The sequence below is a fragment of the Mycobacterium sp. NGS29 genome, assembly GCF_059812965.1.
In genome coordinates, this window is record NZ_JCALDR010000002.1 from 78,225 (window position 1) to 97,951 (window position 19,727).

General features: G+C 67.9%; 21 protein-coding genes, 1 pseudogene and 1 riboswitch. Of the genes and pseudogenes, 12 read left to right on the top strand and 10 right to left on the bottom strand.

The window, feature by feature from the left end:
* Positions 1–43 precede the first annotated feature (43 nt).
* Genes AC5Y5Z_RS02705 through glnX form a run of 3 tightly spaced genes read right to left on the bottom strand, consistent with a single transcriptional unit; the run spans position 44 to position 4,652 of the window.
* Positions 44–2,356, bottom strand: coding sequence for a serine/threonine-protein kinase PknG (locus AC5Y5Z_RS02705; RefSeq protein ID WP_463825555.1), 2,313 nt, complete (start codon positions 2,354–2,356; stop codon positions 44–46).
* Complete coding sequence (locus AC5Y5Z_RS02710) at positions 2,356–3,333, bottom strand: glutamate ABC transporter substrate-binding protein (protein WP_463825557.1); 978 nt, start codon at positions 3,331–3,333, stop codon at positions 2,356–2,358. The genes AC5Y5Z_RS02705 and AC5Y5Z_RS02710 overlap by 1 nt, the downstream gene beginning before the upstream one ends.
* Positions 3,333–4,652, bottom strand: a complete 1,320-nt coding sequence (glnX, locus tag AC5Y5Z_RS02715) for a protein kinase G-activating protein GlnX (protein ID WP_463825558.1) — start codon at positions 4,650–4,652, stop codon at positions 3,333–3,335. The genes AC5Y5Z_RS02710 and glnX overlap by 1 nt, the downstream gene beginning before the upstream one ends.
* Before the next feature lie 116 nt (positions 4,653–4,768).
* Here glnX and AC5Y5Z_RS02720 point away from each other — a divergent pair.
* Positions 4,769–5,245, top strand: a pseudogene (locus AC5Y5Z_RS02720) (NUDIX hydrolase); the annotation flags it as partial.
* Here the strand turns inward: AC5Y5Z_RS02720 and thiE are convergent.
* Complete coding sequence (gene thiE, locus AC5Y5Z_RS02725) at positions 5,232–5,897, bottom strand: thiamine phosphate synthase (protein WP_499923235.1); 666 nt, start codon at positions 5,895–5,897, stop codon at positions 5,232–5,234. The pseudogene AC5Y5Z_RS02720 and the gene thiE overlap by 14 nt on opposite strands.
* Before the next feature lie 143 nt (positions 5,898–6,040).
* On the opposite strand from thiE, the gene thiO reads away from it, so the two are divergent.
* The 4 genes from thiO to AC5Y5Z_RS02745 are packed head-to-tail and all read left to right on the top strand — an operon-like array spanning position 6,041 to position 8,745.
* A complete protein-coding gene (thiO, locus tag AC5Y5Z_RS02730) occupies positions 6,041–7,045 on the top strand; it encodes a glycine oxidase ThiO (protein WP_463825561.1) in 1,005 nt (334 codons plus the stop codon).
* Positions 7,045–7,242 carry a sulfur carrier protein ThiS gene (gene thiS, locus AC5Y5Z_RS02735; protein WP_499923237.1) on the top strand — a complete coding sequence of 66 codons (198 nt, stop codon included), beginning with the start codon at positions 7,045–7,047 and terminating at the stop codon, positions 7,240–7,242. Before thiO ends, thiS begins: the two co-directional genes overlap by 1 nt.
* A gap of 43 nt (positions 7,243–7,285) precedes the next feature.
* Positions 7,286–7,990, top strand: a complete 705-nt coding sequence (locus AC5Y5Z_RS02740) for a thiazole synthase (protein ID WP_463825965.1) — start codon at positions 7,286–7,288, stop codon at positions 7,988–7,990.
* Complete coding sequence (locus AC5Y5Z_RS02745; protein WP_499923239.1) at positions 7,987–8,745, top strand: SGNH/GDSL hydrolase family protein; 759 nt, start codon at positions 7,987–7,989, stop codon at positions 8,743–8,745. Before AC5Y5Z_RS02740 ends, AC5Y5Z_RS02745 begins: the two co-directional genes overlap by 4 nt.
* A gap of 14 nt (positions 8,746–8,759) precedes the next feature.
* Here the strand turns inward: AC5Y5Z_RS02745 and AC5Y5Z_RS02750 are convergent, their stop codons facing one another.
* Complete coding sequence (locus tag AC5Y5Z_RS02750) at positions 8,760–9,260, bottom strand: serine/threonine protein kinase (protein ID WP_463825564.1); 501 nt, start codon at positions 9,258–9,260, stop codon at positions 8,760–8,762.
* A 368-nt stretch (positions 9,261–9,628) separates the two neighbouring features.
* On the opposite strand from AC5Y5Z_RS02750, the gene AC5Y5Z_RS02755 reads away from it, so the two are divergent.
* The 7 genes from AC5Y5Z_RS02755 (at position 9,629) to AC5Y5Z_RS02785 (ending at position 15,837) form a co-directional block, all read left to right on the top strand.
* The gene (locus AC5Y5Z_RS02755; RefSeq protein ID WP_463825565.1) at positions 9,629–9,952 is read left to right on the top strand and encodes a CD225/dispanin family protein; all 324 of its coding nucleotides are present in this window, start codon (positions 9,629–9,631) and stop codon (positions 9,950–9,952) included.
* A 21-nt stretch (positions 9,953–9,973) separates the two neighbouring features.
* The gene (locus AC5Y5Z_RS02760; RefSeq protein ID WP_473139449.1) at positions 9,974–10,399 is read left to right on the top strand and encodes a DUF2752 domain-containing protein; all 426 of its coding nucleotides are present in this window, start codon (positions 9,974–9,976) and stop codon (positions 10,397–10,399) included.
* Between the two features lie 10 nt (positions 10,400–10,409).
* On the top strand, positions 10,410–11,912 hold the full coding sequence (locus AC5Y5Z_RS02765) for a M28 family metallopeptidase (protein ID WP_463825567.1): 1,503 nt from the start codon (positions 10,410–10,412) through the stop codon (positions 11,910–11,912).
* A complete protein-coding gene (locus AC5Y5Z_RS02770) occupies positions 11,909–13,384 on the top strand; it encodes a M28 family peptidase (RefSeq protein WP_499923243.1) in 1,476 nt (491 codons plus the stop codon). Before AC5Y5Z_RS02765 ends, AC5Y5Z_RS02770 begins: the two co-directional genes overlap by 4 nt.
* A gap of 91 nt (positions 13,385–13,475) precedes the next feature.
* A complete protein-coding gene (locus AC5Y5Z_RS02775) occupies positions 13,476–13,877 on the top strand; it encodes a DUF4190 domain-containing protein (protein WP_499923245.1) in 402 nt (133 codons plus the stop codon).
* Between the two features lie 77 nt (positions 13,878–13,954).
* On the top strand, positions 13,955–15,391 hold the full coding sequence (locus AC5Y5Z_RS02780) for a neutral zinc metallopeptidase (protein WP_499923248.1): 1,437 nt from the start codon (positions 13,955–13,957) through the stop codon (positions 15,389–15,391).
* 11 nt (positions 15,392–15,402) lie between these two features.
* Positions 15,403–15,837, top strand: a complete 435-nt coding sequence (locus tag AC5Y5Z_RS02785) for a DUF4190 domain-containing protein (RefSeq protein ID WP_499923250.1) — start codon at positions 15,403–15,405, stop codon at positions 15,835–15,837.
* Here AC5Y5Z_RS02785 and AC5Y5Z_RS02790 read toward each other — a convergent pair.
* From AC5Y5Z_RS02790 to thiC, 5 genes are all read right to left on the bottom strand, one after another.
* Positions 15,834–16,178, bottom strand: a complete 345-nt coding sequence (locus tag AC5Y5Z_RS02790; RefSeq protein ID WP_463825572.1) for a hypothetical protein — start codon at positions 16,176–16,178, stop codon at positions 15,834–15,836. The genes AC5Y5Z_RS02785 and AC5Y5Z_RS02790 overlap by 4 nt on opposite strands.
* 42 nt (positions 16,179–16,220) lie before the next feature.
* Positions 16,221–16,445: a hypothetical protein gene (locus AC5Y5Z_RS02795; protein WP_463825573.1), complete on the bottom strand. Its 225-nt coding sequence runs from the start codon at positions 16,443–16,445 to the stop codon at positions 16,221–16,223.
* A 96-nt stretch (positions 16,446–16,541) separates the two neighbouring features.
* Positions 16,542–17,165: an alpha/beta hydrolase family protein gene (locus tag AC5Y5Z_RS02800; protein ID WP_499923251.1), complete on the bottom strand. Its 624-nt coding sequence runs from the start codon at positions 17,163–17,165 to the stop codon at positions 16,542–16,544.
* Positions 17,162–17,992 carry a bifunctional hydroxymethylpyrimidine kinase/phosphomethylpyrimidine kinase gene (thiD, locus tag AC5Y5Z_RS02805; protein WP_463825575.1) on the bottom strand — a complete coding sequence of 277 codons (831 nt, stop codon included), beginning with the start codon at positions 17,990–17,992 and terminating at the stop codon, positions 17,162–17,164. Before thiD ends, AC5Y5Z_RS02800 begins: the two co-directional genes overlap by 4 nt.
* Positions 17,989–19,626, bottom strand: coding sequence for a phosphomethylpyrimidine synthase ThiC (thiC, locus tag AC5Y5Z_RS02810; protein WP_463825576.1), 1,638 nt, complete (start codon positions 19,624–19,626; stop codon positions 17,989–17,991). Before thiC ends, thiD begins: the two co-directional genes overlap by 4 nt.
* A riboswitch (TPP riboswitch) is annotated at positions 19,617–19,727 on the bottom strand. Its footprint overlaps the gene before it by 10 nt.

Sequence of the window (19,727 nt, forward strand, 5' to 3'; positions counted from 1 at the left end):
GGTTCACACCCGGCGCCCAGGGTTCACGCTCGGCGCCCGGGCTTCAGAAAGTACTGATGGGCCGCACCTTGTTGGCCATATCCACCAGCGTGTACCGGTGCCGCTGGGTGGGCGCGACGCGGGCGAGGTTGCGCAGCGACGCCTCGACACCCAACCGCAGGCCGTGGTCGGTGAACGGAAAACCCAGGATGTGGTTGGTGCTCGCCTCGTTGTCCTGCAGCCAGTCCATTGCGCCGCCGAGCACCAGCGCGCGGATCTGCAACACGCGGGGTTCGGTGGCCGGCAGCGCCTCCACCCGGCGCGCCGCATCGCGGATCTGCTCCTCGGTGATCTCGTTCTGCGACCGCCCGGACAGCAGCGTCACCGCGCTGGTCAGCCGCGCGGTGGTGAAGTGCCGCGAGGTGGGCGGTACTTCATCGAGCGTCTGCACCGCCCCACTCCGATCACCTTGCGCGGACAGCGATCTCGCCAATCCGAAAGCGGCCGAGATCACGCCGTCGTTGGTGTTCCACACCGTCCGGTAGAACTTCTGCTCGTCCGGTTTGCCGGCCAGTTCAGCGGTGGCGGCCAGCGCCAGCTTGGGGGCCAGCTCGCCCGGGAAGGTGTCCAGCACGTCGGTGAAGTCCTTGATGGCCGAGTCATAGTCGCCGGTGAGCAGCTCGGACACGGCCCGGTACCAGACCAGCCGCCACCGCCAGCCGACCCGCGCGGCGAGGTCGTTGAGCTTGCGCGTGGCTTTGCTGACATCGCCGAGGTCCAGCAGGGCCCGGACTTCCATCAGCGGCAGTTCCACCGACTCCGAGACGTCGGCGCCGTCGGCGTCCAGCGAACCGTGGCGCGCCGCCCGCAGCGAATCCAGCGTCTGCACCGGCTGGGACAAGACGGTGGCCTGCAGCACCGGTGCGGCCACGTCAGCCGGATCGACCAGGGGGACCGACAACGCGGTGACGATCTCCTTGGCGGTCAGCTTCTCCGAATGCACCTGTCCGTCCAGGTAAACGTCGGTGTGGGCGACCAGCAGGTCCACCCCGAAGGTGGAGCGGCTCGGGCTGAAGATGGTGGACAGGCCGGGTCGCGGCACCCCGGTGTCGGCCGCGACCACCTCCCGCAACACCCCCATCAGCTGCGCGGACATCTCCTCGGCGCTGGCGAATCGCCGCCGGGGATCCGGGTCGATGGCGCGGCGCAACAACCGGCCGAACGAGTCGTACTCGGCAAGTACCGGGTCGTCGTCGGGCAGGCCGTCCACGTAGCGGCCGTTGCGGGTGCGCAGGTTCAGCGTCAATGCGGCCAGCGTGCGGCCCACGGTGTAGATGTCGGTGGCGATGGTCGGCCCGGTCCGCACGATCTCGGGGGCCTGGAAGCCGGGGGTGCCGTAGAGGTAGCCGAACGAGTTGATCCGCGACACCGCGCCGAGGTCGATCAGCTTGAGCTGCTCCTCGGTGAGCATGATGTTCTCCGGCTTGAGGTCGTTGTAGACCAGGCCGATCGAATGCAGGTAGCTCATCGCGGGCAGGATTTCCAGGATGTAGGCGATCGCCTCGGCGACCGGCAGCTTCTCCGTCTTCCCGTTCTTGCGGCTGCGCTTGAGCGACTGGCCGCCGATGTACTCCATGACGATGTAGCCGACCGGGTCGCCGTGCTTGTCGTTGTGCTCGACGAAGTTGAAGATCTGCACGATCGACGGGTGCACGACCTCGGCCAGGAACTGTCGCTCGGCCATGGCGATGGCCTGTGCCTCCGCGTCGCCGGAATGCACCAGGCCCTTGAGCACCACCGGGCGGTCGTTGACGTTGTGGTCCACCGCCAGGTAGACCCAGCCCAGCCCGCCGTGCGCGATGCAACCTTTCACCTCGTACTGCCCGGCCACGATATCGCCCGGATTCAGTTGCGGCACAAAGGAGTACGGGCTACCACAGTACGGGCACCAACCCTCCTTGGGTCCTTCCCCGCCCTTGCCTTCCGAACCGGACCGGCCGACCGGACGGCCACAGTTCCAGCAGAACCGCTTGCTTTCCGGGACGACGGGGTTCTTCATCAACGCCTTGAGCGGGTCGATGTCGGGCACCCGCGGGATCTCCACCAACCCGCCGCCGAGTTGCCGGATCGCCGGCACCGACCGCGTCGTCCCGGCGATCCGGTCCTGCGGCTGGGTGTCTATGGAGCCCAGCGAAAAGGCGATGTCGTCGCTGTCGAGATCGTCATCGTCGTCGTCGAAATCCGGCCGGAACAGCGCCTGGGTGGCTTGCGGGCGGCCGGTCGTCGCGGTCGCGCCGGTCTGCGCATCTTCCTGCTGGGGGGCCGGTTCGGTGCCCTCCAGCTCATCCTGCTGGTCCTGGGATGCCTGCTTGCTCATCAGTCCACGTACTTCGGCTGGGGCGGCAGCGGGGCGGGACCCAGGTCGGTCAACCACTTGCGGTACAACGTGTTCCAGGTGCCGTCGCCGCGGATGCGCTCGAGGGTGCCGTTGACGAACCGGACCAGGCCGGTGTTGTCCAGGTTGATCCCGATGCCGTACGGCTGGGTGGCCATGTTCGGCCCGACGATGTGCAGGTAGGGGTCTTCGCCGACCAGACCTGCCAGGATCGAGTCGTCGGTGGACACCGCGTCGATCTGGCGTTGCTGCATCGCCACCAGGCAGTCGGCCCAGTTCACCACCGAGACGATCACCGGGGGCGGCGCGATCTCGCGGATCCGGCGCAGCGAGGTGGTGCCGCGGGCCACGCAGACCCGCTTGCCGGACAGGTCGGCCACCTTGGCGATCGGCGAGTCCCGCGGCGCCAGGATGCGCTGGCTGGCGTCGAGGTACACGGTGGAGAAGTTGACCAGCTTGCGCCGCTCGCACGTGATGGTCATGGTCTTGACGACGATGTCGACCTGCGAGCGTTGCAACGCGGTGATGCGTTCGTCGGCCGACAGGATCCGGTACTCGACGTGGTTGGGGCTGCCGAAGATGTCGCGCGCCACCTCGCCGGCGATGTCGACGTCGAATCCGGTGATATCGCCGCTGATCGGGTCGCGGAAGCTGAACAGATTGCTGCCGATGTCCAGGCCGACGATCAGCCGGCCGCGGGCACGGATGCCGGCCACCGCGGCGTCGGCGTCGGCGCGGTTGGGAAATGGCCGCAAGCTGGCGGTGGGGTTGCAGTCCTGGCTGGTGCTGTCCGGCGGCAGCGGAGCCTCCATCGGCAGCTCCTGCATGCCCACCGGCGTCGGCAGTGGCAGGGTCGGCGCCGCGTCGACCTTCAGTGGTTCGGAGTGACCGCAACCGGCCAGGCCGACCGTGAGCGCAACCAGCCCGGCAACTCGTCGGATCCGGCCCCGGCGCCTCATCACCGATACTCTTTCAGCCGCGGCCACAGCCCCAGCGCGACCGCGACGGCGGCGCTCAGGCTGAGCACCACCGCGCCGATCTGCGCCCCGGCCAGTCCCCGGTAGGCATTGAGCACGTCGGTGCGCAAATGATTGCGACTCTGCTCGATGGCCTTGGTGAGTGCCTCGTCGAGCTTGTCGAAGGCCGGGGTCGAGTCGTCCTCGCCCTTGCCCAACGCCACCTGGGTGGCGGCCCGGTAGTTGCCTACCGCGATGTAGGCGTTGATCCGGTCGTTGGCCTGCTGCCAGCGCACCAGCAGTTGATCGGCACCCTGCAGATCGGGCTTGTCGACGGCGTCGTTGCGGGCCATGTACGCGTCGAGCTGGTGATGCATGGCGTCGATGCGCTGGTAGAAGGCCTGTTTGCGGACCTCCTCGTCACCGCGGCGGATCAGCGACAACGTCTCGTCGGCCCGTGCCTGCTGGGCGGTGATCGCCAGGTTGGTCACCGTCTTGAGCGACTCGGCGGCAGTGTCCTTCGCGCTACGACTCGCCGTCGTGGAAATAGCCAACGCGGTCCCCACCCACACCACCATGACGAGAATACCGAGCGCGCCGACGACCAGGCCCGGGTTTACCCGCCGCCGGGTGCGCCGCGCCAGCCAGCGATGGGAGAACGCGCCGAACACCACGGTGGTGGCCACGACCAGGATGACCGGGGCCGGGATCTGCGTCGAGGCGGTGGTCTCGCTGTCCACCCGGTTCGAGGTCGCCTGGTAGAGCCGCTGCGCGTCGGGGAGGATCCGTGACTGCATCAGCCCGGACGCCTCCGACAGGTACGACGAGCCGACCGGGTTGCCGGCCCGGTTGTTGGTGCGGGCGATCTCGATGAGCCCGGTATAGACGGCCAGTTCGGCGTTGAGCCGGCCGAGCAGCTGCACCAGCGATTGGTCGGTCAGACCGCTCGAGGCCCGGGTCACCGCGACCGCGGCGTCGGTGATGGCCTGCTCGTACCGCAACCGCACAGCCCGCGGTTCGGTCTGCCCGATGAACGCCGTGGCCGCCGCCGCGTCGGCCACCGACAGCGTGGTGTACAGCCGGCCGGCCGCGAACGACAGCGGCTCGGTGTGCTCGAGCACCGTGGTCAGCACCTGCTGGCGGTGGTTGATCGTGGTGGAAGTGGCGAACGCGCTGGCCACCCCCAGGGCGGCCAACACGATGCCGATGGTCAGGATGCGGCCGGGGGTGGTGGACACGAACCACCAGCGGGGATGTGCGGGTTCGGCGGGGGAGCGCGATCCCAGTGGCTCGGTCGACGGATGCGCCAGCTCAACCGTCACTTCTGCTCAGCCCTCATCTTTCGGCCATCTCACCAACCCGTATGCGTCGAGTTTATGAGCATCTCGGCGAGGATGTGGGGAGGCGGCACGAATTGCCGCCTGCCTATCCTGAATCGGTGCGGGGCGACGGTGACGGATGGGTGATATCCGAGGGTGGCAGGCACTACTGGGGCAGATTCGGTGCGGCCGGGCTGCTGCTGCGGGCGCCCCGGCACGACGGCGCCCCCGCGGTGCTGCTGCAACATCGCGCGGTATGGAGTCATCAGGGCGGGACCTGGGGGTTGCCCGGCGGTGCCCTGGACAGTCACGAGACCCCGGAGCAGGCGGCGCTGCGTGAGGCGTACGAGGAGGCGGGTCTGGACACGCGGCGGGTGATTGTGCGTACAACGCGGATCACGGCTGAGCCACTCGATACCGAGTGGACCTACACGACCGTGGTCGCCGACGCCGAGGAAATGCTGGAGACCGTGGCCAACCACGAAACCGCGGAGATGCGCTGGGTCGGCGAGGACGAGGTTGCCAGCCTGCCGCTACACCCGGGGTTCGCCGCCAGCTGGCAATATCTGCGCGGCGTCCTGGCTACGCTGCCGCTGCAAGCGCCGAGCTGAGCGCTTGCGCTGCGGCTGTCGGATCCTCGGCGGCGGTGATGGCGCGCACCACCACGATCCGGCGTGCCCCGGCCTCGAGCACCTCAGGCAACCGCTGCACGTCGACGCCTCCGATGGCGAACCAGGGCTTGTCGGTAGCCAGCGCGGCGGTGAAACGCACCAGGTCCAGACCCGGCGCCGATCGGCCCGGCTTGGTCGGTGTGGGCCAGCAGGGACCGACGCAGAAGTAGTCGGCCGGCCCGGCCGCGGCCGCTTCGGCTTCGGCGGCTGAGTGGCTGGACAGCCCGAGCAGCGGGTCCGGCCCGGCAATCTCGCGCGCGATAGGCAGGGGCAGGTCGCGTTGGCCCAGGTGCAGCACGTCAGCACCGGCGGCGCGGGCGATGTCGGCGCGGTCGTTGACGGCGAACAGGGCACCGCGCCGGTGGGCAGCCTCGGCGAGGATCTCGCAGGCGGCCAGCTCGTCGCGCGCTTCCAGCGGACCGAATCGCTGCTCACCGGGCGACCCCTTGTCCCGCAACTGGATGATGTCCACCCCGCCGGCCAGCGCGGCGTCGGCGAACTCGGCGAGGTCGCCGCGCTCGCGCCGGGCGTCGGTGCACAGGTACAACCGTGCTGTCGCGAGTCGGGGCTGATGCACACCGCGACGTTAGCGCGCTAGCGTGGACACGGAGAACACACGGGAGTCCCGGGTTACCGGCGGGGCTGAGAGTGGGCACAGCCGATATGGACCTGCCCTTACCGTCACACCTGATCCGGGTCATGCCGGCGAAGGGAGCAGGAATGTCGGACGCGCTCGCGGTGGTGGGCGGCGGGATCATCGGGTTGTCGGTGGCGCGGCGGGCCGCTCAGGCCGGGCTCTCGGTCACCGTGCACCGCCGCGACGACGGCGGCGCCTCCTGGGTGGCCGGCGGCATGTTGGCCCCGCACAGCGAAGGCTGGCCCGGTGAGGAGCGGCTGCTGCGGTTGGGCTTGGAGTCGCTGCGGCTGTGGCGCGACGGCGGGTTTCTGGACGGTCTGGAACCGCAGCTGGTGACCGCCCGCGAGTCTCTGGTGGTGGCGGTCGACCGGGCCGACGTCGCTGATCTGCGGACGGTGGCGGACTGGTTGTCGCAGCAGGGTCACCCGGTGGTCTGGGAGTCGGCCGCCCGGGAGGTGGAACCGCAGCTGGCGCAGGGCATCCGGCACGGCTTCCGGGCGCCGACCGAGCTGGCGGTGGACAACCGCGCGGTGCTCGACGCCCTGGCCCGGGACTGTACGCGGCTCGGAATTCACTGGGCGGGACCGGTCACCGACCTGGCCGGCGCAGCCGGCGAAACGGTGGTGATCGCCAACGGCATCGACGCTCCCGGATTGTGGCCCGGGTTGCCGGTGCGGCCGGTCAAGGGCGAGGTGCTGCGGTTGCGCTGGCGCAAGGGATGTATGCCGTTGCCGGAGCGGGTGATTCGGGCCCGAGTGCACGGCAGGCAGGTGTACCTGGTGCCGCGCCCGGACGGCGTCGTCGTCGGCGCCACCCAGTACGAGCACGGCCGCGACACCGCCCCGGTGGTCTCGGGGGTGCGTGACCTGCTCGACGACGCGTGCGCGGTGTTGCCGGCGCTGGGCGAATACGAGTTGGCCGAGTGCGCGGCCGGCCTGCGGCCGATGACGCCGGACAACCTGCCCATTGTGCGACGACTGGACGAGCGGACCCTGGTCGCCACCGGCCACGGCCGGTCCGGGTTCCTGTTAGCCCCGTGGACAGCCGAACATATTGTGTCACAACTGATTCCGGTGGGAGCGCACTGATGATCGTGATGGTCAACGAACGACAGGTCGAGGTCGGTGAGCAGACCACCGTGGCCGCGCTGCTGAGGTCGATGGGTTTCCCGGACCGGGGGGTGGCGGTGGCGCTGGATTCTTCGTTGCTGCCGCGGTCCAATTGGGCGACAACGTTGTCCGACGGTGCGCGTATCGAGGTGGTGACGGCGGTGCAGGGTGGTTGACAAGCTGACGATCGCGGACCGCAGTTTCTCCTCGCGGCTCATCATGGGCACCGGGGGAGCGGGCAACCTCGCTGTGCTGGAGGAGGCGCTCACCGCTTCGGGCACCGAGCTGACCACCGTCGCGATCCGCCGGGTGGACGCCGAGGGCGGCACCGGCCTGCTCGACCTGCTCAACCGGCTGGGCATCACACCGCTGCCGAACACGGCCGGGTGTCGCAGCGCCGCCGAGGCGGTGCTCACCGCGCAGCTCGCCCGGGAAGCGCTCAACACCAACTGGGTGAAGCTCGAAGTGATCGCCGACGAGCGCACCCTGCTGCCGGATGCCGTCGAACTGATCCGGGCAGCAGAACAATTGGTGGACGACGGCTTCGTGGTGCTGCCCTACACCAACGACGATCCGGCGCTGGCCCGACGCCTGGAAGACACCGGATGCGCGGCGGTGATGCCGCTGGGTTCGCCGATCGGCACCGGGCTGGGCATCACCAACCCGCACAACATCGAGATGATCGTTGCCCGCGCCGGTGTCCCGGTGGTGCTGGACGCGGGGATCGGCACGGCCAGCGATGCGGCCCTGGCGATGGAATTGGGTTGTGCCGCGGTCCTGTTGGCCACCGCGGTCACCCGCGCGGCCGATCCGCCGATGATGGCCGCGGCCATGGCGGCCGCCGTCAACGCGGGTTATCTGGCCCGGCGGGCCGGTCGCATCCCGAAGCGCTTCTGGGCTCAGGCGTCCAGCCCCACCCGATGAAACGATATGTGGCACTGGGCAGTTCGATGGCCGCCGGCCCCGGGATACGGCCGCGCGCGGCGGGTGCGCCGTGGCGAGCGGGACGATCGGCGCGCAACTACGCGCACCTGCTCGCCGCACAAGCCGGCCTGGATCTGACCGACGTCACCTTCTCCGGCGCCACCACGGCGCACGTGCTGTCTGAACGTCAATACGGCGCACCGCCGCAGGTGACCGCACTGGACGGGTCCGAGACATTGGTGACGGTGACCATCGGCGGCAACGACGTCGGCTATGTCCCGGCGCTGATGGCCGCGTCGCTGCCGTCAGTGGTGCGGCACCTGCCGCTGCTGGGCGGACGCACCGCGGGTCTGCTGGATCGGCAGACGCGCGATCGCGCCCTGTCCGAGGTGTTCGATTCGCTTTGCGCAGTGGGACATTCGTTGCGCGAGCGCGCGCCGCGGGCGCAGATCTTCTTTGTCGACTACCTGACGGTGCTGCCACCGGCGGGTGTGCCCGCGCCACCGCTGTCCGGCGAACATGTGGAACTGGGCCGGCATCTGGCCACTGCCCTGGAAAAGCTGACGGCCGAAGCCGCCGCAGTGACGGACTGTGCCGTGGTGCCGGCCGCGGCGGCCAGCCGCGATCATCACGCGTGGTCCCAGCGGCCCTGGACTACCAAACCCGGTGTGCCGCTACCCGGTCGGCCCGCACCGCTGCACCCGAACGGTGCCGGGATGCGGGCCGTCGCAGAACTTATCCGGAAAGCGTTGTAAGGCAACGAAAACGGTCAGCCGTTGGTGTGCCACCACTTGTACAGCGACGCGGTGTCGGTGTTGGACGCGCGGATGAAGCTCAGCACGTTCTTGGCGTCGGTGGTCCAGATGACCTCGGCCTGGCCCTGATACGTGCCGCACGCCACCTGGCCGGAGGGTGTGGTGGAGCTGCCCTGGGTCCAGGTGGTGGGTGACTTGGCGTCCCCGCAGTTGGCCAGGGTGTCGTCCTTGATGCTGGCGGTGAACGCACTGCCCAGGTCGGTGGAGTTGCTGAACAGCATGTACTTGGCGACGACGGGTCCACCCTCGAGCGAGTTCTGGCCGCACTCCATGACGGCGACCATGCCGCTGGACGGGTCCGCCTGGTGACAGTTGCTGGTGGAGTAGCCCTTCGACAGCAGGCTGACGAGCGTTTCGTTGGGATCGGCATTCGCTGTCGCCATGCCCGCATAGCTGACAGTGCCAACCAGCGCCGCGGCGGAAACGGCCCGCAGCAACTGTGTGAGGTGAGACATTTGTTGACTCCTTTTATTTGGTGGGACCGATGGTGCGCCTGTGCCGGTACCGGGGAGTGTATTTGTGCGGCACCGCAGAAAACAGACTTTTCCGAAAGGAATCCACGGCTCGGGTGACCGGACATCCTGCCCGGCGGCGATACATTCTGTGGGGCACTGTCTGATTGGGTGCCAATGACGGTGCGTCGGTCCTCGGGGTAGCACTGAAATACGTTGTGGCGCAGTGTTTGTCGCAAGTTCTGAAAATTGCGCAAGGGCGGGCTGCCGGGGCGCGATCGCGGCTGCCGAGTTTGTGGTGCCAGCGTGCCAAGTCTCCGGTATGGTAAGCCTCGCTTCCCGCCAGCTAACTTCTCTCGATCTGGAGAATCATGACGCAACCTCCCGGTTACCCGCCGCAGCAGCCGCCCGCCGGGCAGGCGCCGAACAACAACCTGGTGTTGGCCATCTTGGCGACGATCTTCTGCTTCCCGCCCACCGGGATCGTCGCGATCGTCAAGGCCAGTCAGGTCTCGGGTCTCTGGGCGCAGGGTCAGTACGCCGAGGCACAAGCCTCCGCCGACTCGGCCAAGAAGTGGGTGAAGTGGTCGGTCATTGCCTGGGTGATCTCGGCCGTCCTCTATGCGGTCCTCGCATTCGTGCTTGCGTCGAACGCTCCGGATACGACCACCTCGATGGCCGCAATCCTGTTCTGAGGCCGAGCACTGGCTGATCCTGTGGACACCCGCCGAGCTGTCCGGCCGTTGCGGCTGGGTCGTCCGCTGCTGGTGGCTGCGGCAGCAACAGCGGTGTGTACCGGCATCTGGCTGGCTGACCCCACCACGCCGGGCGGCCCGCTGCCGACCTGTCCCACCAAAGCGCTACTGGGGATCGACTGCCCGGGGTGTGGCAGCATGCGGATGCTGTACAGCCTGCTGCACGGGAACGTGTGGGCGGCGGCCAGATTCAACGCCGTCGCCCTGATCGCAGTGGTACTCCTGGTGTGGGCCTACGCCGCCTGGACGTACGGCCACGTGGTCGGTCGGCGGATCAAGAGTTGGCAGCACACCCGGTGGGCGGCGCTGGTGACGCTGGGGGTGTGGGTGGTCTGGTTCGTGGTGCGCAACATCCCGGTCGCGCCGTTGCGGGGACTGGCCGTCTAGTCTGGGCGCGATGGTGCACAAATCGAAGTCGCTTGCCGCGGCCCTTGCCGTGCTGGCGACGGTCGCTTTCCTCGTCACGGGTTGCGGACGGTGCGCCACGGAGTCGCAGCCCGCAGGCGGCAGCCCGGCCGCGACCGACTTCGCCACCGCAATGCGCAACAAGGTGTCCACCGACGGGATGCTGGCGCACCTGTCCAAACTGCAGGACATCGCCAACGCCAACAACGGCACCCGCGCGGTGGGCACCCCCGGCTACGACGCCAGCGTCGACTACGTCGTAGAAACGTTGCGCAACAGCGGGTTTGACGTACAGACCCCCGAATTCTCGGCGCGGGTGTTCCACGCCGAGAAGGGTTCGGTCGCCGTCGGGGACCTGACCGCCGACGCCCGCGCCCTGGAGTACAGCCGCAGCACCCCGCCCGAGGGTGTGACGGGCCCGCTGCTGTTCGCGCCCGACGGCGAGAGTCCGGGTTGCACGCCGGACGACTACGACAAGCTGCCGGTGCAGGGCGCGGTGGTGGTGGTCAACCGCGGTTCCTGCCAGTTCGCCCAGAAAGAGGACGCCGCCGCACAACGCGGTGCCGTGGCCCTGATCGTCATCGACAACGTCGACGAGCAGGCCATGGGCGGCACGCTCGGCGCGACCACCGACGTGAAGATTCCGGTGGTCAGTGTCACCAAATCCGTCGGCTTCCAGTTGCGCGCCAAGTCCGGGCTGGCGACCATCAAACTTTCGGCGACCACGCAGAACTTCAAGGCCCGCAACGTCATCGCGCAGACCAAGACGGGTTCGCCGACCGACGTCGTGATGGCCGGTGCGCATCTGGACAGCGTGCCGGAGGGGCCGGGCATCAACGACAACGGTTCCGGCGTCGCCGCGATCCTGGAAACCGCGGTGCAACTGGGGAATTCGCCGCAGGTGCACAACGCGGTCCGGTTCGCCTTCTGGGGCGCCGAAGAACTCGGGCTGATCGGCTCGCGCAACTACGTCGAGTCATTGGACATCGACGGGCTGAAGAACATTGCGCTGTACCTCAACTTCGACATGCTGGCGTCGCCCAACCCCGGTTACTTCACCTACGACGGTGACCAGTCGCTGCCGATGGATGCCCGCGGCCAGCCGGTGGTGCCGGAGGGTTCGGCCGGCATCGAGCGCACGTTGGTCGCTTACCTGAAACTGTCCGGAAAGGCCGCCCGGGACACCTCGTTCGACGGTCGCTCCGACTACGACGGGTTCACCCTGGCCGGCGTCCCGTCGGGCGGCCTGTTCTCCGGAGCGGAAGCCAAGATGTCCGAGGAGGAGGCCAAGCTGTGGGGCGGGGCGGCCGACCAGCCGTTCGACCCCAACTATCACCAGAAGGGCGACACCCTCGAACACATCGACCGAACCTCGCTGGGGATCCAGGGCGGCGGCGTCGCCTATGCAGTAGGCCTGTACGCGCAGGATCTCGGCGGCCGCAACGGGGTTCCGAGCATGGGAGATCGCACCCGTCACGTGCTCGCCAGGCCATGACCGGCCGGATCGCCGCCCTGCTGTTGACGTTGCAGCTCGCGGCATGCGCGGGTACGCCGTCCTCGCATGACCCGGCGCAGCCGGTTGCCGCACCGGACCCGGCGCGTGCGCTGGCGTCGAAGGTCACCGCACCCGCGATGTTCGCCCATCTGCGGGCGCTGCAGGACATCGCCGACGCCAACAAGGGGAGTCGGGCCGCGGGCACACCCGGCTACGACGCCAGTGTCGACTATGTGGCTAGAACACTGCGCGCCAAGGGATTCGAAGTAGCGACGCCCCAGTTCGAGCGGCTGCGCAACACCTCGCAGGGCAAGCCGGCGCTCACCGTCGCCGGTCGCAGCTTCCCCGTCGACCAGGCTTCGCTACTGGTGCGGACGCCGGCCGGCGGCCTGAGCGGACCGGTGGTGCGACCCGCCGCAGCCGCCGGTTGTGCCGCGACCGACTATCCGGACGCGCTGCCCAAGGGCGCGATCGCAGTGGTCGACGACACCCGCTGTTCGGTGGTGGACAAGCAGAACAGCGCCGTGGCCAGGGGTGCGGCCGCGCTGATCGTGATCCAGCCCAGCGGCCAGCAGGCATCGCCCACACTGTTCAACCCCGGCTACTACAACCAGCTGACCGTCCCGGTCGCGGTGGTGGGCACCAACGGTGCCGCCGCACTGACCCGCGGCGCCGGACCGGTGCGGCTGGTGCTGGACGCCGAGAACGTCAAGGTCACCTCGCGAAACGTGTTGGCGCAGACCAGGACCGGCGCGGTCAACGAGGTGGTGATGGTAGGCACCCATCTGGACAGCCCGGCGGACAGTCCGGGCCTGAACAATGCCGGGACCGGGGTGGCCGCGGTGTTGGAGACGGCGCTGCAGCTGGGTCCCCTGCCGCCGGTGACCAACGCGGTGCGCTTCGCGTTCTGGGGAGCCGAGGAGAACGGCACCAACGGCTCGATGGACTACGTCTTCGGCCTCGACAACGAGGCGCTGAACAACATTGCACTGTATTTGAACTTCGACATGCTCGGTTCGCCGAACGCGGGGTTCTTCACCGACGACGGTGACCAGTCGGGACCGGCCGGTCCGGATGTGCCGTCGGCCGACGTGCCGCAGGGATCGGCCGGAATCGAACGGACGCTGGCCGGATACCTGAACCTGGCCGGGAAGCGGCCGGCCGACATGCCGCTGAACACCCGCACCGACTATCACCCGTTTCTCGTCGCGGGCGTCCCGGTGGGTGGCATGAACACCGGCGCTTCGCAAGTGAAAACCGCTGTGCAGGCGCGACTCTGGGGTGGTCAGCCGGGCGTGGCATTCGACCCCGGCTACCAGAGTGCACGCGACAACCTCGAAGCCGTGAACCGGGAAGCGTTGGCGGTCATGGGGTCTGGGGTGGCATTCGCGGTGGGCACCTATGCCGACTCGGTCACCGGTGTCAACGGCGTTACCCCCCATGACAAACGTCACCGCACCCGGGTGTCTTAGCGCAACGCTGGTCACGAGGTGAGCCGGGAAGTAGAGTGTGCGCTGACGTCGGCAAACTGCGGCGGCATCGTGATTGGTGTAGGAGGGTCCCATGACGGAGCAACCGCCCCACTATCTGCCGCCACCGCCCGGTGGATACGGATATCCGCCGCCGGCACCGAATCCGTACGGTGGCTATCCGCAACCCGTCGGCACCAACGGGTTGGCGATCGCCTCGCTGGTGTGTTCGCTGGTGGGTTGGATCTGCGGCATCGGGCCGATCGTGGGCCTGGTATTGGGCATCATCGCGCTGAATCAGATCAAGAAGACCGGGCAGGATGGCCGCGGCATGGCGCTGGCCGGCGTGATCATCAGCGGGATCTCGATCGTCATGATCGTGCTCTGGTTCATCTTCGTCGCCATCATGGCGGCCACCAGCAGTAGCCACGACACCGTCTCGATGATGCTGACTGCCGTTGACCCGCAGGTGTTTTCGCGAGCTGCGCTAGTCTGACCCGTTCCGGTGACCTGAACGACGCCGGTTAGAATGGGTGTCGTTGGGTCCGGCCGGGTCGGGACGGGGTTGATTCGATGAGCTTTCGGGCAGTGACGGCATGCCTCGGCGCCGTGCTGATAGTGGCGGGCTGTTCGACCATGGTCGAGGGCCGGGCGGTCTCCATCCTCAACGATCCTTTCCGGGTGGGTGGCCTGCCGGCGACCAACGGCAAGAGTGGCGTGAAAGCGAACGCGCCCGCCGCGACGGGCACCGTCGTCAACACCGACAACGGACCGATCGACAGACTGTCCTTGCTCTCCATCAACGACATCGAAGAGTTCTGGCAGGCGAACTACAAAGCACCGCTGAAGGGTTCCTACAAGCCAGTCGACAAGTTCGTGTCCTACAACTCCAAGGACCGCAACAGCCCACGGGTCTGCCGCAGCCAGACCTACGACAACGTCAACGCGTTCTTCACGTCGCGCTGCAACCTGATCGCCTGGGACCGCGGGGTTTTCATGCCGACCGCGCAGCAGTACTTCGGTGACATGTCGGTCAACGGCGTGCTCGCCCACGAGTTCGGGCACGCCCTGCAGGCGATGGCCAAGCTGGTCACCCGGAAAGACCCGACCATCGTCTACGAGCAGCAGGCGGACTGTTTCGCCGGGGTGTACCTGTACTACGTGGCCGAGGGTAAGTCGCCGCGCTTCACCCTGAGCACCGGCGACGGACTCGACCATGTGCTGGCCGGGATCATCACCACCCGGGACCCGGTGATGGACGCCGACGAATCCAACGAAGACGAGCACGGATCGGCACTGGACCGGGTGAGCGCCTTTCAGATGGGCTTCGTTACCGGGACGTCGGCGTGCGCGACGATCACCAAAGCCGAGATCGAGCGGCGCCGCGGCGACCTGCCCACGACGCTGCGGGTCGACACCAGCGGATCGTCGGAGACCGGTGAGGTCCAGATCAACGAAGACACCCTGAACACCTTGATGGAATTGATGGGCAAGATCTTCGCCCCGAAGAACCCGCCCAAGCTGTCACTGAAGGAAGCCGGTTGCGCCGACGCCAAGCCCAGCCCGCCGGCGTCGTACTGCCCGGCCACCAACACCATCGCCGTCGACCTGCCTGCCCTGGCCACGATGGGCAAGGTCGCCGGCGAGAACGAACACAGCCTGCCCCAGGGCGACGACACCGCGTTGTCGATCGTGATGTCGAGGTACGCGCTGGCGGTCCAGCACGAGCGCAACCTGCCGATGCAGAGTCCGTGGACCGCGCTGCGCACGGCCTGCCTCACCGGCGTCGCGCACCGCAAGATGTCCGACAACATCGAGTTGCCGTCGGGTAACTCGCTGGTCTTGACCGCCGGTGACCTCGACGAAGCGGTGGCCGGACTGCTCACCAACCATATGGTCGCCAGTGACGCCGACGGTGTCAGCGTGCCCGCCGGATTCACCCGGATCGCCGCATTCCGCTCCGGCGTCGGCGGCGAGATGGCCGGATGTTATACCCGTTACCCGGGGTAGAGTTTCGTCTCGTGACCTACGAGCCGCCGAGCTATCCGCCGCCGCCCGGTGGCTACGGATACCAGCCGCAACCAGGCTTCGGTTATCCGCCGCCGATGGGCGGTTACCCGACGCAGCAGGGCACGAACGGCATGGCGATCGCCTCGCTGGTGTGTTCGGTGATCGGACCGTTCGTGTGCGGCGTGGCCACCGTTCTCGGGCTGGTGTTCGGGTTCATCGGACTCCACCAGATCAAGACCAGCGGGCAACAGGGCCGCGGCATGGCGATCGCCGGCATCATCATCAGCGCGCTCACCGTGGTGGCCGCGGTGATCATCGTGATCGCGCTGATGCTGCTGGCACAGGCGGACTCACGCCGCCATCGTTACCACCACCGCGACTACTACGATTACTCGACCGCGATCGCCGCGACGATCAGCCGCACTCCCCAGGCGGTGTCCTGCTAGAACCACCCGATCTCGGGATGGGGCACAAGGTGTTCGGGCTCGTCGCTCAACGTCTCTTCCCGCATCCACTTGATCGCTACCCAGCAGACCAGCACCCACCCGACGGCCACGGCGGGGATCGCCCATAACCGACGGATCAGCAACGCGCTGCCGCACTGCGACGTCGCGGCCGGGGCGGCCTGCGGGGCCTGAGAGAGCTGGAAGCCGAGACCGTTGCCGCAGTTGATCCTGATGCCGTACTGGTCGTACTGGCCCAGGTACACCGGAAACCACAGCGCAGCCAGTCCGATCAGCACGAGGAGCAGGCCGGTGATTCCGAGGTAGAACTGACGGTGACTCACGTTTGCTCCCGGCGATGTTAATAGTCGGTACGGTGTCGACATTCAGGTCATGCAGACATTGGCGAACAGTAGGACGGGCCATGAAACGATCGACCCCAGGAACGACACGGCCAGATCGGCGCCCTGCAGATCGCGCAGATGATCGGTGTGCGTCGCTGACCAAACCACCCCTACCAGCAGATATGGGGCACCGAGCCCGATCCCGATGGCCAGCAGCTGGGCGACTGAGAGCTCGAAGCTCAACACCCGGCGAATTCTTTCCAACACGACGCCCCGCCACCAGTCGGCCTACCCCACGGACGTGCACTATGTTAATGGACATTCCAGCACGACGGTAGTCTGGGTGGTGCGGAGCAGGGCGTTTCAGCCCACTGCGGTTGCCAGCCGGAGCGCCGCGGCCACCGCCAGGCCGGCGACGTCGAACTTCTTCGAAGCGAGGTCGTGGCGGGCGCCGGTGATCTCGACGATCTCGGTCGGTGCGCAGATGAGCGCAGCGGCGTCGCGCAGTTCGGTGATCGTGCCGAACGGATCGGACGTGCCGTGGGTGAACACCGTCGGCACCGTGATGTCCGGCAGATGTTCGGTGCGGGAACGCTCCGGCTTGCCCGGTGGGTGCACCGGATAGGAGAACAGGGTGAGCACGTCCAGTGGCTGGCCCCCCGCGGCCACCATGGATGTCTGCCGGCCGCCGTAGGAATGTCCGCCGGCGATCAGCGGTCCGTCGCTGAGTCGCTGGCACACCTCGATCGCCTCGATGATCCCGGCCCGGTCGGTGGCCGCCGAGCCCGACGGGGGGCCTGCTGCGCGGCGTCGGCGGTACGGCAGGTTGTAGCGCACCGCGAGCCAGCCGCGCTGGGCCCACTGTGCGCAAATCTGTTGCAGTAGTGCGGAATCCCGATTGCCACCGGCGCCGTGGGTCAGCACCACCACCCCATGTGGGGTGCCTTCGGGCCGATGCGCGACACCTGCGATGTCGTCGAGGTTCACCGGTGCAGCCGGAACAGGGGAGAGGCCGGACCGTGGCCGCGGCCCAGCGGATAGGCGGCCCGCAGCGATTCGGTGACCCAGCGCTTTCCGAAGCGCACGGCGTCGGGCACCGTGAAGCCGTGGGCCAGCGCGCAGGCCACCGCCGACGCCAACGTGTCACCGCCGCCGTGGTCGTCGCCGGTGGCGATCCGGGGCTGGTCGAACTCGTAGAAATCGCAACCGTCGTACAGCAGATCGCAACTGGACTGCGAGGTCCGCAGGTGCCCGCCCTTCACCAGCGCCCACCGCGGGCCCAGGGCATGCAGTGCCTCGGCCGCGGCGCGCTGGGACGCGGCGTCGACCACCTCGATATCGACGATCAGCCGTACCTCGTCCAGGTTCGGCGTCACCAACGTGGCCAACGGAAACAGTTGGGTGCGAAGCGATTCCAGCGCATCCCGGGCCAGCAGCGGATCCCCGTGCATGGACGCGCAGACCGGGTCGACGACCAACGGCGCCTGCGGGTCGAGGCGTTGCCAGGTGGCGGCCACCACCTCGATGATGGACGACGACGCCAGCATCCCGGTCTTGGCCGCCTGGATGCCGATGTCGGTGACCACCGCTTCGATCTGCCCGGCCACCACCGCGGTGGGAACCTCGTGAAAACCCTTGACGCCCAAGGTGTTCTGGATAGTCACCGCGGTGACGGCGACGCAGGCGTGCACGCCCAGCAGCGCCATGGTGCGCATGTCGGCCTGAATGCCCGCGCCGCCCCCGGAGTCCGACCCGGCGATCGTCAGCACCCGCAGCGGCGTTGCGCCCGGTGCCGGCAGGGGCAGGTAGGTCACTGCTGGGCGAGCGGCAGATACACCCGGTTGCCGTGGTCGGCGAACTCGCGGGACTTCTCTGCCATGCCGGCGGCCAGCATGGCGTCCACATCTGCCTCGGTTTCCAGTCCGTGCTTGGCGGCGAAGTCCCGCACATCCTGGGTGATGCGCATCGAGCAGAACTTCGGCCCGCACATCGAACAGAAGTGCGCGGTCTTGGCGGGTTCGGCCGGCAGCGTCTCGTCGTGGTACTCCCGTGCGGTGTCGGGATCCAGCGACAGGGCGAACTGGTCGTTCCAGCGGAATTCGAAACGTGCTGTGCTCAAAGCGTTGTCGCGGTCCTGCGCGTGTGGATGGCCCTTGGCCAGATCACCTGCGTGCGCGGCGATCTTGTAGGCGATCACGCCGTCTTTGACGTCCTTGCGGTCCGGCAGGCCGAGGTGCTCCTTGGGGGTGACATAGCAGAGCATCGCGGTGCCGGCTTGGGCGATGATCGCCGCGCCGATCGCCGAGGTGATGTGGTCGTAGGCCGGCGCGATGTCGGTGGCCAGCGGCCCGAGGGTGTAGAACGGTGCCTCCTCGCACCACTCCTCCTCCAGCCGAACGTTTTCCACGATCTTGTGCATCGGGACGTGGCCCGGGCCTTCGATCATCACCTGCACCCCGTGGGCTTTGGCGATCTTGGTCAGCTCGCCCAGGGTGCGCAACTCAGCGAACTGGGCGGCGTCGTTGGCGTCGGCGATGGAACCCGGCCGCAGCCCGTCGCCCAGGGAGAACGTGACGTCATAGCGGGCCAGGATGTCACAGAGTTCCTCGAAGTGGGTGTACAGGAACGACTCCCGGTGGTGCGCCAGGCACCATGCCGCCATGATCGACCCGCCGCGGGACACGATGCCGGTGACGCGCTTGGCCGTCAGCGGCACGTACCGCAGCAGCACACCGGCGTGCACGGTCATGTAGTCGACACCTTGCTCGCACTGTTCGATCACGGTGTCGCGGTACAACTCCCAGGTCAACTCGGTCGGGTCACCCTTGACCTTCTCCAGTGCCTGGTAGATGGGCACCGTGCCGACCGGGACCGGCGAGTTGCGCAGGATCCATTCGCGGGTTTCGTGGATGTTCTTGCCGGTTGACAGGTCCATGATGGTGTCCGCGCCCCAGCGGGTGGCCCACACCATCTTGTCGACCTCCTCGGCGATGGAGGAGGTGACGGCGGAGTTGCCGATGTTGGCGTTCACCTTCACCGCGAACGCCTTGCCGATGATCATCGGCTCGATCTCGGGGTGGTTGTGGTTGGCCGGAATGACGGCCCTCCCGCGGGCCACCTCGTCCCGCACCAGCTCGGCGGGCATGCCTTCGCGCACCGCGATGTAGGCCATCTCCGCGGTGATCTCGCCGGCGCGGGCGCGCTGCAGCTGGGTGCCGCGGTCGCGGACCACACCCGGACGCGGCGGCAGGCCGGCGTTCAGGTCGATCACGGCGTTCGCGTCGGTGTAGGGCCCGGACGTGTCGTACAGGTCGAAGTGATCCCCGGTGGACAGGTGCACCCGCCGGAACGGGACCCGCGCCGCGGGGACGCCCTCCACCTCGCGGTAGGTCTTGCTGCTGCCGGCGATCGGGCCGGTGGTGACGGACGGTTCGACGGTCATGGTCATGGCTATCTCCCTACGCCGGCATTACCCGGTCAGGTTCGTACGGTCGACGGCCCCGAGCCGTCCTCTCAGCGCACCGGGCGTGCGCTCCCGCGTCATTTTCG